Source organism: Microbacterium sp. Bi128 (assembly GCF_918698205.1).
The window spans coordinates 1-3,210 of record NZ_CAKKMM010000536.1; the positions used below are offsets into that span (position 1 = coordinate 1).

Annotated in this window: 3 protein-coding genes; all 3 read left to right on the top strand. The window is 69.9% G+C overall.

Going from position 1 to position 3,210, the window contains the following annotated elements; all coding sequences use genetic code 11:
- Positions 1-835: fumarylacetoacetate hydrolase family protein (locus tag LQV45_RS22480; protein ID WP_230008898.1), on the top strand; the 835-nt coding region annotated here is incomplete at its 5' end.
- Entirely contained in the window at positions 828-2,351 is a 1,524-nt protein-coding gene (locus tag LQV45_RS22485; RefSeq protein ID WP_230008899.1) for a urocanate hydratase, read from the top strand. The genes LQV45_RS22480 and LQV45_RS22485, both read left to right, overlap by 8 nt.
- Positions 2,352-2,360: 9 nt before the next feature.
- Positions 2,361-3,210, top strand: an 850-nt coding sequence (locus tag LQV45_RS22490) for an aromatic amino acid lyase (protein WP_230008900.1), incomplete at its 3' end; no start/stop codon positions are given.

Genomic DNA, 3,210 nt, shown 5'->3' on the forward strand with positions numbered 1-3,210 from the left:
GGTGGAGGAAGGCACGACGCAGTTCGCGGACTTCGGCGCCCGACCCAAGACCGATGATCTCCAGCGGGAGGAAGCCTACGGTTCCCGTGAAGCGGCCGGCCTCGCCGCCGCCCAGCCGGCAGGGACGCCGGGCCTGTCCCCGGAGCTGAAGGCCAAACTGGAGTCCGTCTGCACGGCCACCCTGTCCTCCCAGCTGCGCAAGCGCGGCCTGAACAACGTCAGCATCGACGGCCTGTCCTCCACCCGCCCGGAGCGGCGGATCGTGGGCCTGGCCCGGACCCTGCGCTACGTGCCCAACCGCGAGGACCTGTTCACGACCCACGGCGGCGGCTTCAATGCCCAGAAGAAGGCCATCGATTCCGTCAACGAGGGCGAGATCCTGGTGATGGAAGCCCGCGGCGAAAAGGGCACCGGCACGATCGGCGACATCCTGGCCCTGCGCGCCCAGGTCCGCGGCGCCGCCGCCATCATCACCGACGGCGGCGTGCGCGACTTCACCGCCGTGGCCGCCATGGACATGCCTACGTACTATGCCAACCCGCACCCGGCCGTCCTGGGCCGCCGGCACATCCCCTGGGACACGGACATCACCATCGCCTGTGGCGGCACCACCGTGCAGCCCGGGGACATCATCGTCGCGGACGCCGACGGGATCCTGGTGATCCCGCCGGCCCTCGCCGAAGAGCTCGCGGACGACTCCATCGCGCAGGAACGCGAGGAAACCTTCATCGCCGAGATGGTGCAGCAGGGCCATAGCGTGGACGGCCTCTACCCGCTCAACGCCGCCTGGCGGACCCGGTACCAGGAATGGGAAGCAGGCAAGGCCAATGACTGAGACAGCCAGGGCCGCAGCCACGCCGGCCGCGACTTCCGGCAGCAAATCCGAGCAGGCCTATGCGGCCGTCAAGGCCCGGATCGTGGACGGGACCTACTCCCCCGGCTACCGGCTGGTGCTGGCCAAGATAGCCGAGGACCTGGGCGTCAGCGTGGTGCCGGTCCGCGAAGCGATCCGCCGGCTCGAGGCCGAGGGCCTGATGATGTACGGCCAGATGACCGCCGGGTCCTGGATCTATATCGGCACCCAGGGCATCCTGCAGGGCACCTTCGAGACCTTCGCCGCGATCGCCCGTAAGCTCACCGGGGACGAGAACGGCACGCTCGCCGGCACCCTGACCCTCACCGGCGGCTGCGGCGGCATGGGCGGCGCCCAGCCGCTCGCCGTCACCCTGAACGACGGCGCCTGCCTGATTGTCGACGTCGACGAGACCCGCCTGCGCCGCCGGGCCGGGAAGCGCTACCTCGACGAGGTCGAAACTGATCTCGACGCCGCGATCGCCAAGGTCCTGAAGGCCAAGGAAGAACGCCGCGGCTGGTCCGTGGGCTACGTCGGCAACGCCGCCGAGGTCTTCCCCGAGATCCTGCGCCGCCACAACGCCGGCGAGCTCACCGTCGACATCGTCACGGACCAGACCTCCGCGCACGACCCCCTGAGCTACCTGCCCGAGGGCATCACGGTGGAGGAATGGCACAGCGAGGCTGCGGCAGATCCCGAGGGCTTCACCAAGAAGGCCCAGGCCTCGATGGCCAAGCACGTCCAGGCGATGGTCGAGTTCCAGGACGCCGGCGCCGAGGTCTTCGACTACGGCAACTCCATCCGCGACGAGGCCCGCAAGGGCGGCTACAACCGCGCCTTCGAATTCCCCGGCTTCGTCCCGGCCTACATCCGGCCGCTGTTCTGCGAGGGCCTCGGCCCGTTCCGCTGGGTGGCCCTCTCCGGCGACCCCGAGGACATCGCAGTCACGGACAAGGCCATCAAAGAGCTCTTCCCCGAGAACAAGCACCTGCACCGCTGGCTCGATGCCGCCGCCGAACGGGTCGAGTTCGAAGGCCTGCCGGCCCGCATCTGCTGGCTCGGCTATGGCGAACGCGCCAAGGCCGGCCTGCTGTTCAACCAGCTCGTCAAGGAGGGCAAGGTCAAGGCGCCCATCGTGATCGGCCGCGACCACCTCGACTCCGGCTCCGTCGCCTCCCCGTACCGCGAGACCGAGGCCATGGCCGACGGCTCCGACGCGATCGCCGACTGGCCGCTGCTCAACGCCCTTCTCAACACGGCCTCCGGCGCCACCTGGGTTTCCATCCACCACGGCGGCGGGGTCGGCATCGGCCGCTCCATCCACGCCGGCCAGGTCTCCGTCGCCGACGGCACCGACCTCGCCGCGGAAAAGCTCGCGCGCCTCCTGACCAACGATCCCGGCATGGGCGTCATCCGCCACGCCGACGCCGGCTACGACCGCGCCGTCGAAGTCGCCAAGGAACGCGGCGTCCGCATCCCGATGAACGAAACGAAGTAGGACTTCACCATGACTATCACCACGCATTCACCGCTCACCGTCACCCTCGGCTCCAGCGGTGTCACCCCCGAAGACGTCGTCGCCGTCGCCCGCCACGACGCCCACGTCACCATCGCCCAGGACGCCCTGGACGCCGTCGCCAAGGTCCGTGCCCACATCGACGACCTCGCCCACAGCGAGGTCCCGGCCTACGGGATCTCCACCGGCTTCGGGGCGCTGGCCAACCGGCACATCCCCAACGAGCTGCGCACCCAGCTGCAGAAATCCCTGATCCGCAGCCACGCCGCCGGCATGGGCCCGGCCGTGGAACGCGAAGTGGTCCGCGGCATCATGTTCCTGCGCGCCAAAACCCTGGCCTCCGGCCGCACCGGCGTCCGCCCGGTGGTGCTGCAGACCATGGTGGACGTGCTCAACGCCGGCATCACCCCGGTGGTCCGCGAATTCGGCTCCCTTGGCTGCTCGGGCGACCTCGCGCCGCTGTCCCACTGCGCCCTGGTCCTGATGGGCGAAGGCGAGGCGACCGGCCCCGACGGCACACTGTACGGGAGCAAGGATGCCCGCCCGGTCGCTGAGCTCCTCGCCGCGCACGGCATCGAACCCGTCACGCTGGCCGAAAAGGAGGGCCTGGCCCTCGTCAACGGCACCGAGGGCATGCTCGGCATGCTGCTGATGGCCATCGCGGACATCCGCCAGCTGCTTACGACGGCGGACATCACCGCCGCGCTCAGCGTCGAGGCGCTGCTCGGCACCGACCAGGTGTTCCTGCCGGAGCTGCACGCGGCGCTGCGCCCGCACCCAGGCCAGGCCGCCGCCGCGGACAACATGCTCCGTGTGCTGTCCAACTCCCCGGTCTTGGCGT